13 protein-coding genes and 1 tRNA gene are annotated in these 14,243 nt (G+C 62.8%); 8 read left to right on the top strand and 6 right to left on the bottom strand.

Annotated elements, in window-relative coordinates; all coding sequences use genetic code 11:
• Nucleotides 1–301: 301 nt before the first annotated feature.
• From G7Y51_RS06130 to G7Y51_RS06165, 6 genes are all read right to left on the bottom strand, one after another.
• Complete coding sequence (locus G7Y51_RS06130; RefSeq protein ID WP_165175611.1) at nucleotides 302–967, bottom strand: methyltransferase domain-containing protein; 666 nt, start codon at nucleotides 965–967, stop codon at nucleotides 302–304.
• 762 nt (nucleotides 968–1,729) lie between these two features.
• The gene (locus G7Y51_RS06135; protein ID WP_165175613.1) at nucleotides 1,730–2,137 is read right to left on the bottom strand and encodes a thioesterase; all 408 of its coding nucleotides are present in this window, start codon (nucleotides 2,135–2,137) and stop codon (nucleotides 1,730–1,732) included.
• 972 nt (nucleotides 2,138–3,109) lie between these two features.
• Nucleotides 3,110–3,199: transfer RNA gene (locus G7Y51_RS06145), tRNA-Ser, on the bottom strand.
• Between the two features lie 130 nt (nucleotides 3,200–3,329).
• Nucleotides 3,330–3,605 (bottom strand): HU family DNA-binding protein, encoded by a 276-nt coding sequence (locus G7Y51_RS06155; protein ID WP_008682784.1) that lies wholly within the window; start codon nucleotides 3,603–3,605, stop codon nucleotides 3,330–3,332.
• 324 nt (nucleotides 3,606–3,929) lie between these two features.
• The gene (gene murI, locus G7Y51_RS06160; RefSeq protein ID WP_165175618.1) at nucleotides 3,930–4,757 is read right to left on the bottom strand and encodes a glutamate racemase; all 828 of its coding nucleotides are present in this window, start codon (nucleotides 4,755–4,757) and stop codon (nucleotides 3,930–3,932) included.
• Nucleotides 4,758–4,835: 78 nt separating this feature from the next.
• Nucleotides 4,836–5,783: a sulfite exporter TauE/SafE family protein gene (locus G7Y51_RS06165; RefSeq protein ID WP_165175619.1), complete on the bottom strand. Its 948-nt coding sequence runs from the start codon at nucleotides 5,781–5,783 to the stop codon at nucleotides 4,836–4,838.
• 269 nt (nucleotides 5,784–6,052) lie between these two features.
• On the opposite strand from G7Y51_RS06165, the gene hisH reads away from it, so the two are divergent.
• From hisH to G7Y51_RS06205, 8 genes are all read left to right on the top strand, one after another.
• The gene (gene hisH / locus G7Y51_RS06170; protein WP_165175620.1) at nucleotides 6,053–6,694 is read left to right on the top strand and encodes an imidazole glycerol phosphate synthase subunit HisH; all 642 of its coding nucleotides are present in this window, start codon (nucleotides 6,053–6,055) and stop codon (nucleotides 6,692–6,694) included.
• A complete protein-coding gene (gene hisF / locus G7Y51_RS06175; RefSeq protein ID WP_165175621.1) occupies nucleotides 6,684–7,463 on the top strand; it encodes an imidazole glycerol phosphate synthase subunit HisF in 780 nt (259 codons plus the stop codon). The genes hisH and hisF overlap by 11 nt, the downstream gene beginning before the upstream one ends.
• The gene (locus tag G7Y51_RS06180) at nucleotides 7,457–8,350 is read left to right on the top strand and encodes a PP-loop family protein (protein WP_241160152.1); all 894 of its coding nucleotides are present in this window, start codon (nucleotides 7,457–7,459) and stop codon (nucleotides 8,348–8,350) included. Before hisF ends, G7Y51_RS06180 begins: the two co-directional genes overlap by 7 nt.
• Before the next feature lie 522 nt (nucleotides 8,351–8,872).
• A complete protein-coding gene (locus G7Y51_RS06185; protein WP_165175623.1) occupies nucleotides 8,873–9,256 on the top strand; it encodes a zinc ribbon domain-containing protein in 384 nt (127 codons plus the stop codon).
• Between the two features lie 7 nt (nucleotides 9,257–9,263).
• Nucleotides 9,264–10,574: an adenylosuccinate lyase gene (purB, locus tag G7Y51_RS06190; RefSeq protein WP_165175624.1), complete on the top strand. Its 1,311-nt coding sequence runs from the start codon at nucleotides 9,264–9,266 to the stop codon at nucleotides 10,572–10,574.
• 108 nt (nucleotides 10,575–10,682) lie between these two features.
• Complete coding sequence (gene pyrE, locus G7Y51_RS06195; RefSeq protein WP_165175625.1) at nucleotides 10,683–11,240, top strand: orotate phosphoribosyltransferase; 558 nt, start codon at nucleotides 10,683–10,685, stop codon at nucleotides 11,238–11,240.
• Nucleotides 11,164–13,446 (top strand): L,D-transpeptidase family protein, encoded by a 2,283-nt coding sequence (locus tag G7Y51_RS06200; protein ID WP_241160153.1) that lies wholly within the window; start codon nucleotides 11,164–11,166, stop codon nucleotides 13,444–13,446. Before pyrE ends, G7Y51_RS06200 begins: the two co-directional genes overlap by 77 nt.
• Nucleotides 13,443–14,204: a hypothetical protein gene (locus G7Y51_RS06205; protein WP_165175627.1), complete on the top strand. Its 762-nt coding sequence runs from the start codon at nucleotides 13,443–13,445 to the stop codon at nucleotides 14,202–14,204. Before G7Y51_RS06200 ends, G7Y51_RS06205 begins: the two co-directional genes overlap by 4 nt.
• The last annotated feature ends 39 nt before the right edge of the window (nucleotides 14,205–14,243 follow it).

Raw genomic sequence — 14,243 nt, forward strand, 5'->3', positions numbered from 1 at the left:
AAAGCAAAAACATGTGATGAACTGTATAAATCCATTGGAAAAGCATTAAGTTGTATCACACAAAAAGACGCTGAAGGATGGTTTAAATCCTGTGGATATGTAAAAAGTTAAAAGCAAAATGCTCTAGTGGCAGCCCTCATTAGAGCATTTTGCTAAGGTAACTGCTTGAGCGGCGCACAGCTGCTGGGGTCATGAGGAGTCGCAGGCAAAGGCGCCAGATCCGTCTGCGTTTTTTGGGGGGCTTGAGGCCGATCACTCTACTGCGGGGCGGCTGGGTACAGCAATCCCGCAACGATTCGTTTCAAGGTCGGAAGCGCTCAACGCGCGCCGGGGGCAGGTTGCGGAGGACCATGACGCGTGTTTCCCGTGAACAACCGGCGCGGGCCAGCGTCGAGCGCCCCCACAGCGCGTAGGTAAACTGAATTATGCAGCCCTGCCCGGCAGTCACCTTGCGCATTTGCTCCACAATGGCGTTTTGAGTGGGCGCGGGCAGGCTCAACAGCGGCAGGGAGGAGACGACCGCGGTCACCGGGCGATCCGGGGGCAGATAGTCGCAAAGGCGCGCGGCGTCGCCCTGGATGATGGCAAGCTCCGGGAAACGCGTGCGCAGCAAACGGCAGAAAGCGGGCAGACGTTCAATAATGATCAGCCGTTCAGGGGCGATGCGGGCTCGCAAAGCTCTGGTCACGGCGCCGGTGCCCGCGCCCAGTTCCACCACCAGCCCATCGCCGGGCGGAACCATGTCCGCCATGCGCCGGGCAAGGCTGATGCCGCTCGGGCATACAGCTCCCACGGCGCGGGGCGCGTGCGCCCATTGCGCCACAAACGCGCCCGCGCGTTCAAAACGGGCCAGGAAAGGGGCCTTGGACAAACAGGGGGTCACTGCGTGCAGGGCCTGTCGGCTCAGAGCCTGGGTCAGAGCCAACAGGCGGCCCTGAGTCGCCTGCGCACGAGAGAGCATTTTCATCCGTTCCCCTTCCGCTGTTTTACAACATGAGAATGTTACAGAGCGTATGGGCTGGCGCGGCGTCAGCAATGCGTCAACCGGCTGCCGGCGGTATAGAGCATTTTCTCTTTGAAAATGCTCTAATACTGTCACTGTTGCTGTACTACGCTACCATTGTTCTTGTCGAAAGCCCAATACTTATTCGTGGATATTTTCAGACCGGATAGCGGAGCAGGCCCGGAGGAGGGCAAAACCGTCAGCCGAGTGTTGCGCGTCCAGCCTGAATCTTTTGAGATAGAAGAGAGCGGCGCGTTCATAGAGCAATTTCATTTTGAAATTGCTCTATGAACGCGGGAGCATCGACAGCCTGTCTGCGAAGCAATTTCAGACTGTGACGTATGAAGTGGATGACGCCGGCAGAGAGAGGCAGAAGCGCAGTTTATGGCGCGCTTGCCTTGCCCGTCAGCGAGCCTTCGAGCTGTACGGACAAGACTGGCAGAGCTGCATGCCGGACGTCTTCAAAACTTTGAGAGTATCAACGCTCAAAGTTGCAATGCTCTAACGACAACGACGCGACAAAAGAGCCTGCCGTTGTCGTTAGAGCGCAACACGCTGCAGTGTAACGTCCGCACAATGCATCACGATGTTTTTTGCGCAAGGCTGCCGCCTCGACACGCGCGCGTATCGGGCATGTCTCGACCGCGGGCGGCGGGCGCCTGTTCAGGCACGCCCTGGCGTCTGTTGCATGGGCACGCAAACACGAGAAGCGTAAAGCCGTCCGGTTCAGGGTTGGGACGCTTTGGCCCGGGTTCTGTTTTCAAATTTTTCCTTGTCGACCACCACGCGTTCATGGATGCCTTTGCCGATAAGACCCGCCTCGTCATGGGCTTCCACCCTGAAAGTCAGGCCTTTGCCGTTGGAAGACACGGCAATCAGCTCGGCAAAGAAGCGAACTTTCATGCCGCTGGGCGTTGCCGCCAGATGGGAAACGTCAACGCGCGTGCCCACCGTGGTCTGGCCTTGCTCAAGGGCGTCCTGCACGGTGGCCACGGCCGTGCCTTCCATGCCCGCGATCATCATGGCCGTGGAATACACGGACACCAGGCCGCTGCCGATCCTGTCGGCCAGCAAGGCCTCCGTGACAATTGCCTCCGAGTTGCCTTGCAGCCCGGTTTGCAGAGTCGTCTTCATGCGCACACCTCGTTTGCGGCACAGAGTTTGGCGCGCCGCTTTGCGCGGCGTCGCACCAGGGTCAGTCCTCATTACAACACCTGCTGCAGCGCTGCATTTTTCCGTGCGTCGGCGTTGCAAAACGAAAATTGACCTTGCGGCAGTTCCATACAGCTTGCCCACTTTCCGCTTTGCGCCTTGCCGCCCGAAAAAATGCAACTTTCGCGGACGGCATTGCAATGAGAGCCGACCCTAAGCTTTCCTTGTAAGCCGGGCAGTTGTCAAGAGTAAACCGCTTGCGCGCAGGGCTGATGCATCTTATGCGGCAGCCCTGGAACGGGTTTTACCAGGTTGCGTTCCGTCGGAACCTGTAGAATTCTCTGGACGAGCTGCAAACAGACCTGGATGCCTGGCTGAATGAGGACAACACGGAGCAAACCCACTCTCCGATCACGGCGCGTTTGCTTTCCTGTACAACCAACGCCACTGACGGTTTGCCGCAGCAACTGTCGGCCTTGTTGATCTCCTGACGTCGCGAGAGCGTCAAGCCTTCAAACATTTCTTTCAGTTCCTCATGTATTCGTTCCCTTTCGTCGTCAGCAACAGACGTCATCGTGTCTGACCTCCTGCCTGTCTGCTGGAATACAATCTCTGTTTGGGAAAACCCTGCCACAGCTTTTTTCTTCGGGAAGCCCTTTGGGAATTTTGGGCAATAAATTGCGAGAAACATATCTGTCATCCATGACGTGCCCGGCTTATTCTGCATTCATGCGACGTGGCCGTTTTCCATTTCCAAACCGGAATAAAAGGAATTCCCCGCGATCCGGGAGGTGTTTCATGGCGAAGGGTGATCACATGGTACGTTTTCAGGTTTTTTTCCTTGCGGCCCTGACGGCGCTTTCTTTTCTGGGGAACGCGCCTTCGGCGTGGGCCGCCCAATCCCTTGCCAGGAAAGACTTTTTGGACTGTACCGAACCAGGATGAAATGAAATCTGGCGGAAGGGGAGGGATTTGAACCCCCGGATGCCTCACGGCATCAACGGTTTTCAAGACCGCCGCATTAAACCGCTCTGCCACCCTTCCACACGGAAAAACCGCAAATCTTCACGCGCCACAGCATGAGGCGCTTCCTGCCCGACAGTCGCAAAAGGAAGACGGCGCCTTTCCCCAAAGGCAAAGACGCCGTCGAAAATAAACATGGCTGCCGCCGTGCTTACTTGATGGCGTCTTTGAGGCCCTTGCCGGGGGTGAACTTGGCAACTTTGCTGGCCGGAATGGTAATTTCTTTGCCGGTGCGGGGATTGCGGCCTTTACGGGCGGCGCGGGCCACAACCTTGAAACTGCCGAAACCGGTGAACGTAACGGATTCGCCGTCGGCGAGGGCTTCGCGCAGCGAGGCCACAACGGCGTCAAGGGCCTCTTCCGCCTTGGCTTTGGTGGGCAAACCGGCTTTGGCATGAATTTTTTCTACAAGCTCAGCTTTCGTCATGATACTTCTCCGTAGAGGATTTTCGGGTTTCCCCGTTTTGTGCCGAGCCTGACTGAGCCGGGTCCGGTCGGCATCGTGTGCGGTTCGGATTCGTTGCTCGGCAAGCTCAGCCACGGTTCGCGCCATTGAGTATATGCAGCGTGGCCGCGGGCAGGGCCCAGCGACCGTAACATTGCTTTCTCTAAGGAATGCGGCCTGCCGTGTCAATATAAAAAGCGCGGATTTGCCCGCCCGCTCTGGTTTTCTCGGCAAAAACCCGCATGTGCCCGTGTCCGCGGCAAGGCTTGGGGAAAGCGTGCGGTGGTGTTGCAAGATTCTGTATTGTTAAATGTCAACAAGCTCAACTTCCGCTGTTTTCAGCGGCCGCTCCAGAAAGAGGCTGCCGGTGCGCGCAAAGCGACTCTGATTATCTGTGGTCAAAAAACGGCAGTGCCCGACGCCGCCGCGGCGCAGCAGGTTCAGGCGGGTGAGCTCGGCCTCCACACTTTCCGCGGTGGTGGCCGCGGAGTCGACAATGCGCACCTGGGGGCCGACTACCTGCTGGAGGGCCGTTTGCAGCAGGGGAAAGTGCGTGCAGCCCAGCAGCAGGGTGTCGGGACGCGCAGCCGTGACCGCCGGGGAAAAGATGTCCGCCAGGTAACGCCGGGCTATGCCCTCAACCAGGGGGCCGTCCATCCAGCCCTCTTCGGCCAGAGGCACAAACAGGGTGCAGGCCCTGCCCAGGACATGCGCCTCAGGCCGGATACGGGCAATAGCCCGCTGGTATGCGCCGCCGGAGATTGTCGCTTCAGTGCCGATGACCACAATTTCCCCGTTGCGGCTGGCTCTGGCCGCGGCCAGCGCGCCGGGCTCCACCACGCCCAGCACGGGCAGGGGCCAGAACCGTTCGCGCAACTGGGGCAGGGCGGCGGCCGTGGCCGTATTGCAGGCCACCACCAGCATCTTCACGCCGCTGTCCACAAGTTTTTGCGCGGCTTTCAGCGTGTAGCGGACGATAGTTGCAGCGCCCTTGGTGCCGTAGGGCAGGCGAGCCGTATCGCCCAGGTAGAGCAGATCTTCGGCCGGAAGACGGCGGGACAGGGCCTTGAGTACAGTAAGGCCGCCCATGCCCGAATCAAAAAGGGCCACAGGCAGCGTGGAAACGTCTTTCATGAGCATCCTTCAGGGCAGCCGTAAAAGGCATCCGTTTTTCAACGGCCTGATTTTCTGTGCGCCGTTGCGCCGCAGGATTCAGAAAGTTTGGCCCAAATAGCGGATGGCTGTAAAGAGCAAAATAGCCGCCAGAAGATATTTCAAGGCTGCGGCAGGCACGAATTTTTGACAGCGCGCGCCCACATACATGCCCGCCATGCCGCCCAGGCCCAGCAAAAGCCCCAGCCGCCAGTCCGGCGCAATCGTCAGGCCGGGATAGAAAGGAGCCAGCAGGGCGTAAAAGCCGACGCCCGCCACGGAGGTCAGAAAGGTGGCGAAAAGCGAGGCCCCGGCCACGGCATAGACCGGCAGGCCGAAGAAGGAGACCAGAAAGGGAGCCATTATCGCGCCGCCGCCGATGCCGTAGATGCCGCCCACCAGACCCACGATCAGGCTGAGCAGGGCAATGCCCCGGCTGGAGACCGCAAATGTTTGCTCCTGGAAGCTGAAGATCAGTTCCCGGCTGTTCCAGACCTGTACCCGGCAGGAGCTCTCCAGGCCAGTGCTGCGATCCTTGCCGTCGCGGGCGGCGTGGAAGGCCCGCTCGGCCCTTGCGGCATTGTCCCGGCCCGGAGAAAGCGCGCCCCGCCGCTTGAGCCGCAAATCCCAAAGCATTCTGCCGCCCACATAAAGCAGCACGAGACCCGCAAAGATTTTAAAGTGACGCGGGTCAGGCAAGCAGTTGATCCGGATCAGAGCCCCGGCAAAAACGCCGGGCAGGGTGCCCAGGGCCACGGTCAGGGTCAGCGGCCAGAGCAGGCGGCCTTCGCGCCAGTAGCGCCATACCCCGGCGGGGCAGGCCAGCACGTTGAAAAACTGGTTGGTGGCGCTGACGCTGGGGTTGACGTAGCCGAGAACGCTCATCTGAAAGGGCAGAAGCAAAAACGCGCCGGAAACGCCGCCCATGGAAGTCACGAACGAAACGCCCAGGGCCACGGCAAAGGGCAGAAAAGGCGAGCAGTCAATGCCTGCGGTGGGAAAATACATGGCTCCTCCCGCGAGTCGCGCCGGAAGCCCGGCCGAGCTGCGCCCGTTGATGCCGCAACGGCGGCACGCAGAGTTATAATCACGATTGTCAGCATAACCGTGATTATTGTTTTTGTCATCCGGCCGCACGCACAGGGAATGCGCCAGGCCGCTTTGGCAAAACGGAGCGCGCCCGTCTCCTCCCGCATTGCCTGCCGGGCCCGAAATCGTTATATTCCTGGCGCACGGCCCGTGTTGGCGCAGGCCGCGCTGCAAACCGAGGGAGGACCATGCTGGCCATTTTGGATTACAAGGCAGGCAACCAGACAAGCGTGCGCCGCGCCCTGGATCATCTGGAAATACCCTGCGCCATTACGGCGGATGCCGCAATTCTGGAAAGCGCCCGGGGCATCATCTTTCCGGGCGTGGGCGCGGCGGGGCAGGCCATGCGGGCGCTGCGCGCCGCCGGGCTGGACACTGTCCTGCGCCGGGCTGTGGCCGCCGGGCAACCGCTTTTGGGCATCTGCCTGGGCTGCCAGATACTGCTGGAGCACAGCGAGGAAAACGCCACGCCCTGCCTGGGCGTCGTGCCCGGCATCTGCCGCCGCTTTGAGGATGATCTCCGGCAGGAGGACGGTTCCCCGGCCCCTGTGCCGCACATGGGCTGGAACAGCCTGCGCGCGCGCGCTTCCTGCCGTCTGCTGGCGGGCATAGAACCCGCAGCCGAGTTTTATTTTGTGCACAGCTATTATGCGCAGCCCGATCCCGCCTTTGTGATCGCCACCACGCGCTATGGCCGCGAATTCTGCTCCCTCTACGGCCGCGACGGGCTCTGGGCCGCGCAATTCCACCCGGAAAAGAGCGGACGGCCGGGGCTGGCCCTGTTGCGCAATTTTTATGACTATTGTCTGGAGGCGCGCCATGCTCAGTAAACGGGTCATCCCCTGCCTGGACGTGCGCGCCGGGCGGCTGACCAAGGGCATCAGATTCTCCGGCAACGAGGACATCGGCGATCCTGTGGAAAGCGCCCGGCGCTATTATGAGCAAGGCGCGGACGAGATAGTCTTTTACGACATTACCGCCTCGGCCGAGGCGCGCGGCATTTTTCTGGACGTGGTGGAGCGCGTGGCCGCGCAGATTTTCATCCCCTTTTGCGTGGGCGGCGGCATCGGCACAGTGGAGGATATGCGCGCCGTGCTTCTGGCCGGCGCTGAAAAAATCTCGGTCAATTCCGCGGCTGTGCAAAATCCCCGCATTATCGCCGAGGGCGCGGATGCCTTTGGCTCCCAGGCCATTGTGGTGGGCATGGACGTGCTGGCCGTGCCTGCCGGCGAGAACGTCCCCTCAGGATATGAAATCGTGATCCACGGCGGGCGCAAGCGCATGGGCCTGGATGCCGTGGCCTGGGCGCGCCGCTGCGAAGAGCTGGGCGCGGGCGAGCTTTGCGTCAACTCCATTGACGCGGACGGCACCAAAAACGGGTACGAGCTTACGCTGACCAGGGCCATAGCCGATGCCGTGTCCATCCCGGTGATCGCCTCCGGCGGCGCGGGCGAGCCCAGGCACATGCTTGAGGCCGTGCGCGAAGGCGGGGCCTCGGCCGCGCTGATCGCCTCCATTGTGCATTACGGCGAGTACAGCATCCGGGATTGCAAGGAATACATGGCCGCGGCCGGGGCCAAGGTGCGGCTGACATGGTAGACGCCCGGCAGGCGCAAGCGCTGGCGGCAAAGCTGCCCGCGGCATTGACGCGATTGTTGCGCGGCGCGCAAAATGCCGACGCAGGCGGCGGGTTGGGCCAAAAGCGCAACAACGGTCCGCGTCTGGCCGTGGCTTTTTCCGGCGGTCTGGACAGCCGTTTTCTCTGCCACGCGGCGCGGCTCTGTGGCGCCGACGTGCTGGCTCTGCACGCGACCGGGCCGCATATCCCGCAGGAGGAAAGCCGCGCGGCAATCCAATGGGCGCACGAGAACGGCCTGCCCCTGGCGCTTCTGCATTTCAATCCGCTGCTTTTGCCGGAGGCGGCGGCCAACAGCCGCGAACGCTGCTATGTCTGCAAGCAGGGCCTGATCGCGGCCATGCGGGCCGTCCTGGCCGCCCGGGGCGAAACGGCCCGCCTGCTCTGCGACGGCAGCAATGCCGGCGATGTCAAAGCCTTCCGGCCCGGACTGCGGGCTCTGGCCGAGGCCGGGGTGCGCTCGCCCCTGGCTGAAGCGGGGCTTTGCAAAGCCGCAATCCGCGCGCTGGCCGCGAGCACCGGCCTGGACAATCCCGGCCAGCGGGCCCGGCCCTGCCTGCTGACCCGGTTGCAGTACGGCCTTGCGCCCGATTCCGCGCTGCTGGCGCGTCTGGCCGCGGCCGAGGCGGCCCTGGCAAGGCTGCCCTCGCAGGACAAAGAGCCCGCGCTGGGGGATTTTCGCCTGCGCCTGACCCCGGCCCCTGTTTTGCAGGTCACCCGCTTGCCCGCAAGCGCGCGGCACTTGCTGGACGCAATTCTGGCGCGCTACGGTTTCACTCCGTACACGCTGCGGGAAAGCAGCGCCGTGAGCGGCTTTTTCGACTTCAGAACGGGATCTGGACTTTATTGAAAAAACGGCATAGGAATAATTGCTTATATCGTTTGCGTAAAAGAGCCGGGGGAGCACCCCGCCAGGAGGAAAATCATGGCCCACAAGAAAGTCGAACGGAAAAAAGAACTGGATCGCCGCCGCAAGCGCCGCGCCGAGCGCCTGAAGCAGCGCGTGCGTGAAGCCAGGGCCGCCAAGGCGTAGGCGCGTTGCAGCGCCGCGCGGCCGTGGCCTGAGGGGAGCTGCCCTGCGGGCTTGCGCTATGCTTTCCCGCGCCTTTGCCTGTTCCGTCAGGGTACTGTGTGATCTTGCCCGGAAACCGGCATCTCTCCGGGGAGCTGTCGTTCGTGCGGGTTTGCAGGCAACATCCGCCTGGCTTTCCGGTTCAAGGCTTGTCAGGAATGCTCTGGCTTCCTTGCGGAAAGCGCGTTCGCTTGCCGCGAAAGATCCCCGTACGTCCCGGCGTCCGCGGCAACGGGCGCTTCATCTTCAGCATGACGGACCTGCGGCTCCTGCGAGTCAGGCCCGTTGTTGACGTCAATCATGCCTATCTATGAGTATCAATGCCCGCAATGTGGGCATCTGTTTGAGGAATGGGTCAAGGCTTCGGACGCGCATGGGCAGGAACCCTGCCCCCAATGCGGCACGCCTTCGCCCCGGCTTATTTCCCACACGTCCTTTGTGCTCAAGGGCGGCGGCTGGTATGTGAGCGATTACGGCTACCGCAAGGGCATCAAGGAAGAGGGCGAGGCTCCGGCTCCGGGCACGAGCGACAAGCCCCAGGCGGCTGACGCGCCATCGGCCGCGGCTCCGGCCGCAAGCCCCGCAAGTCCTGCCGCAGCGCCCAAAAACGACGTATCCGCAGCCCCGCCCAAAGCCCCGGCCGCCCCCGCGGGCGGCACAACCGGCGCCAATGCGGCTTCATGAGGGAATCATGATCGAACGCTACACCCGCCCGGAAATGGGCCGGATCTGGACTCTGGAAAACCGCTATCGCGCCTGGCTCGCCGTGGAGCTGGCCGTCTGCGAGGCATGGTGCGAGATGGGCCGCATTCCGGCCGAGGCCATGCAAACCATCCGGGCCAGGGCCGACATTGACGTGGAACGCATTCTGGCCATTGAGGAAACCACGCGCCACGACGTGATTGCCTTTCTGACCGCGCTGGAGGAAAAGGTAGGGCCTGAGGCCCGCTTCATCCACCTGGGCTGCACCTCGTCGGACATTGTGGATACGGCCAACGCCCTGTTGCTGGTTCAGGCCGGGGAAGTGATTCTCACGGATCTGAGCGCCCTTCTGGACGTGCTGAAAGATCTGGCTTTCCGCCACAAGGGCGTGCTCTGCATGGGGCGCACGCACGGCATCCATGCCGAGCCCACCAGCTTCGGTTTGAAAATGGCCGGTTTTTATGCGGAATTTTCGCGCCACCGTGTCCGGATCCAGGCTGCGCTTGAAAGCGTGCGGGTGGGCAAGATTTCCGGGGCCGTGGGCACCTACGCCTTTCTTTCCCCGGAGCTTGAGAGCAAGGCCCTGGCCCGGCTGGGGCTCAGGGTTGATCCGCATTCCACCCAGATCATCCAGCGCGATCGCTACGCGCACTTTTTCACCTCGCTGGCGATCATGGCCGGGGGCGTGGAACGGCTCTGCGTGGAGCTGCGCCATCTCCAGCGCACAGAAGTGCTGGAAGCGGAAGAGGGCTTCGCCAGGGGGCAGAAGGGTTCTTCCGCCATGCCCCACAAAAAGAATCCCATTTCCGCTGAAAACATGAGCGGCCTGTCGCGGCTGATCCGCTCCAACGCGCTGGCCTCCCTGGAGAATCAGGCCCTCTGGCACGAGCGCGACATCAGCCACTCCTCGGTGGAGCGGGTGATCATGCCCGATTCCACTATCCTGGCCGACTATGTTCTGGCCCGTCTTGCGCGCCTGCTCCGCGGGCTGACGGTCAAGCCTGAACGGATGCGCGAGAATATGGAGCGTTCCTTTGGCCTTTATTTTTCGCAACGCGTGCTCACGGCCCTGATTGCCGCCGGGCTTCCCCGGCAGCAGGCCTATGAGGCCGTACAGCGCCTGGCCATGCAAAGTTGGGAAAGCCGCCGCCCCTTTCCGGAACTGGTGCAGGAGAATGCGGACATGCGCGCCCGGCTGGGCGAGGCGCGCCTGGCGGAGCTTTTTGACCCCGCCTTTTATCTGCAGCATGAGGACGCCATTTTCGAGCGTGTCTTCAACTCCGGCGCGGCGGCACACTGAGTCAGACAAAAATGTCCACCCCCGCGCCGGGCAGACGCGGATGCAGACGGCCTGCCCCGATCAGGCCGGAGCCGCGCGGGCGCATACCGGCTACCCCGAGGAATCGACATGCAGGAGATCAAGCGACGTCTGGCCCGCCTCTTGGTGGAAAAATCCTACCGCGAAGGCGACTTCGTTCTGGCCTCAGGCCGCAGGAGCGACTATTATTTCGACTGCCGGGTCACCGCGCTGCAGGCCGAAGGGGCCTGGCTCATCGGCACGCTGTTCAATGATCTGCTCAAGGATCTCGACATCCGGGGCGTTGGCGGCATGACCATGGGCGCGGACCCTCTGGTCTCGGCCACCACGGTCATCTCCTATGAGCAGGGCCGCCCGCTGCACGGGCTGCTGGTGCGCAAGGAGGCCAAGGGGCACGGCACCGGCCAGTTTGTGGAGGGGCTCGGCAATTTCAGCGCCGGCGATTCCGTGGCCATGCTTGAGGATGTGGTCACCACGGGCGGATCGCTGCTCAAGGCCTGCGACAGGGTAAAGGACGCCGGGCTTTCCATTGCGGCGGTCTGCGCTATTTTGGACAGAGAGGAGGGGGGGCGTGAAAAGCTTCAGGACGCAGGCTACAACCTGTTGGCGCTTTTCACTCGCAGGGAATTGGTGGAACTGGCCCGCTGAGGCCCGGCCGCCGCTTTCCGGCCGCGCCGCCGCATTCAGGCCGGCGGCTGCCTTCGGGCCCGCGCTGCTCCTGGCGCTGGCGCTGTTCTTCTGTTTCGCCCCCATGTCCGCCCGGCGCGCGCTGGCCGAGAACTGGCAGGCATCGTTGTACAACGAGGGCCTGCCTTCTCATCTGGTGGCTGTGGATAAAAATCGCCAGACCTTCCTTTTTTTCGAGAAAAAAAGCCCCCTCAAGCTCAAATACGCCTTCCCCTGCGTGACCGGGCAATTGGCGGGCGACAAGCAGACGCTCAATGATCTGCGCACGCCCGAAGGCATCTATTTTGTGGAATATAAAATCGCCAGCGGCCTGGATTTCAAGGAATACGGCGGCATTGCCTATACTCTCAACTATCCGAACCCGGTGGACCGCCTGCGCGGCAAAACCGGCCACGGCATCTGGATTCACAGCAAGGGCTTCGGCCTTGTGCCCACGCGCGGCTGCGTGGCCATCGGTCTCAAAGAAATCGAGACGGTGGGGCCGCAGCTTCTTCCCGGCACGGCCGTGGTGCTGGCGGAAAAAGTGGATGAGCGCAACGTGCCCCGGCCGGACAACGGCACGGCCCGCGAGTTGCGCCGCCTGATGCAGCACTGGAGCAATGCCTGGGCCGCCCGCTCGCGCCGGATGTTTGAATATTACGATGCCGAGGCCTATTCCAGAGCCATGCCCGAAACCTTCGCGGCGTTCCGCGGGAATAAGGAACGCCTGTTCAAGATGCTTACCTTCATCAAAATTTACAATCGTGAAATTCATGTGCTGGAAGGGCCCGGCTACTGGGTGACCTGGTCCGAGCAGTTTTATACCGCTTCCAACCTTTCCACGGAAGGGGTGCGCCGCCTGTACTGGCAGCGCGGCAAAGACAAAAAGTTTCGCATTGTGGGCATGGAATGGACGCCGCGTGACGTGGGCATGCTGGCGGACTTTAAAAAAGGCAGGCTTGTGGCTGAAGCCCTGCCCGTGGCTACCGACGCCTCCTCGGAAGCGCCCCTGCCCCCGCGTCTGGACATGCCCGAGACGGCGTCCGAGAGCGGCGCGGCCGGTGCGCCCGCTGCCCGGCCCGCCAAAAAATTGCCGACCGTCAGCGAGCCGCTGGTTCCCCGGCGAACGCCTGCGCCGCCGCCGGCCGAGGTCAACTGGGGCGGCAAGCCCCGGCTGGAGGGCCGGGAAGAGCGCGCGGAGCAGGCGCCGGCGCAGACCGCCCCTCAGCCGCCAGAGCTGTTTGCCGAGCCCACTGCCCCGGCCGCTGCGCAGCCCATGCCGGACACGCCGCGCGGGCAAGATCCTGAAGCGCCGGATACCCCGGCAGTGACGCGTCAGGATCAGGCAGCTCCCGAAGTGGCGGCCAATCCCCCGGCAGAGGCCGGGCAGCCGCAAGCCCTGGAGCTGACTGCGGCACTGCGGGCGGATCTGGAACAGGCCGTGCAGACCTGGAATACGGCCTTTGCCGCGCGTTCCGCCTCCATTGCCCGGCTTTACGATCCGGCCCTGTACAACCGTGTCCCCGGCGTGCCGCGCGGCGCTGGATACGCAACGGCACGGCGTGAGCTTGAGCGCCTCTTCCGCGGAGCCTGGCTGACCGCCATCAATCGCCCGCCCAGGTTTGAAGTCCACGGGCAGGCGGTTGCGAGCCGCTGGGAGCAGTTGATCGCCGGGCCGGGGGGCGTGACGCAGGGTTTGCGCACGCTTTGGTGGCACCGGGGCGAGGACGGCAGCCTGCGCATTGTGGCTTCGGACTTCAGGGCCGCGGAACTGGAGCTGGATGCCGACTATCTGGAAGACGTCAGCGCCGCGGTCAGCGCCACGCTGGAATCTTGGCGAAAGGCCTGGGAAGCGGGGCGGCTGGACGACTACATGGCCTTTTACGCTGCCGACGCGGTGCAGCAGGGACGCCGCGGAGCCCAAAACATCCGCCGTCAGAAGCAAAACCTCTGGGCGCGGGTCAGGCCCACATTGGTGCAGCTTTCCGGGCTGCGGCTGGTCATGGACAGGCGCGGCATCCGCGCGGACATGAATCAGATCTATGCCGACAGCGCCGGACACGGCGATCGGGGCGTCAAGACCATGCTGTTGCGCTTTGACGGCACGCAATGGCGTATCCAGCGCGAGGATTGGGCCGCCCGGCCTGCCGCGCCCGGCGCGTCGCCCGCGCAGGAGATGGGCCGTTGAAATATAAAGAGCGGCTGTGCATCATCCTCATGCGCGATAACGGCCCCCGGCGCAGCTTTCGCGTGCATCGGGGCGGGTTTTACGCGGCCCTGGCTTTTTTTGCCTGCCTGCCTTTGCTCGCTCTGGCGCTGGGCTGGCAGACTTGGCGGCTCTGGCAGGAAAATGCCCTGCTGCGGGACAATGTTCTGCGTTTTGAAAGTGATTATCAGGAGGCGCAGGCCACTGCCGAACGTCTGCAAAATCTGGAGGAGCTGTTGCGCGAGGACGGCGTGCCGGGTCGTGAGCTGGTGCTGCGCAAGCTGGCCGGCGCGGACGAGGCCCAACGCCTGCCCGCCGCCCCGGCGCAGGGCGCTCCGGCGGACAATGCGGAAGACGGCGCGCGCCCGCTCATGGGCGAAGGGCCCGGCCATGAAGAATTTCCGGCCATTGACGCCGGCTATGTGAAGGTCGGCAATGTGCAGGCCAGAGCCCTGCACGACAGAAAGCTGCGCATTGCCTTGGATTTGCGCAATACGGACAATCAGAAGATCGCCTCCGGCACGGTGCTGGGCACGCTGATCTCCGCTGACGGGAGAAAGAGCGAGCTCGGATTCGAGCAGGAAGATGTGGGCAATTTCCGTATCAGCCGGTTCAAACGCACGGTAATGGTCGCGCGTTTGCCTGAGCAGGTGAGCCTCGTCAATGCCCAGGTCATCCTGGAAGTCCGCACCCAGGACAACAAGGTGGTCTACCGGAATATCTTTGCCGTGGAACGTTGAGCCGGGCGCGCGAGCTTCATCATCATCTTCTTCATCTTC

Origin of the sequence: Desulfovibrio sp. ZJ369, assembly GCF_011039085.1 — a bacterium.
Lineage (GTDB): Bacteria > Desulfobacterota > Desulfovibrionia > Desulfovibrionales > Desulfovibrionaceae > Desulfovibrio.